The organism is Bradyrhizobium sp. CCBAU 45389, assembly GCF_028128625.1.
GTDB classification, from domain to species: domain Bacteria; phylum Pseudomonadota; class Alphaproteobacteria; order Rhizobiales; family Xanthobacteraceae; genus Bradyrhizobium; species Bradyrhizobium liaoningense_B.
On sequence record NZ_LBIY01000019.1, the window covers coordinates 1 to 466 of the forward strand.

At 60.5% G+C, this 466-nt stretch carries 1 pseudogene; it reads right to left on the minus strand.

Going from position 1 to position 466, the window contains the following annotated elements:
- Positions 1-454, minus strand: a pseudogene (locus tag XH79_RS06780) (helix-turn-helix domain-containing protein); the annotation flags it as partial.
- Positions 455-466 lie beyond the last annotated feature (12 nt).

Consider the following 466-nt stretch of genomic DNA (forward strand, 5'->3'; position numbering starts at 1 on the left):
AACTCCAGATGCAGCCGGTCGAGCCGTTGCATGATTGCGAGGTCGGCGGGCGGCACGGGACGTGGTAGATAATAGACACTGCCACGGCTGATCTTCAAAACTTCCGCCTGCCTGGTAATCGGCAGATTGTGCTCACGATCGATCATCGCTTTGCGCTCAGCAGGCCGGCTTTGCTGAGCGCGCCTTCTAAAAAATCGTTCTCCAAGGTCAGCTTCCCGATCTTGGCGTGCAGCGCTTTCACGTCCACCGCGGGCTCGCTCATTCGGTTGCCTCCGCCAGGACCGAATACATCGGCCGCCGCTTCCTGAAGCTGGGCCTTCCACTGCGTGATCTGGTTCGGGTGCACGTCGAAATGCTCAGCCAGCTGGGCCAGCGTCATCTCGCCCTTGATCGCGGCTAACGCCACCTTCGCCTTGAATGCCGGTGCGTGGTGCCGACGGGTTCGTCTGCTCATCGTCTCTCCTGA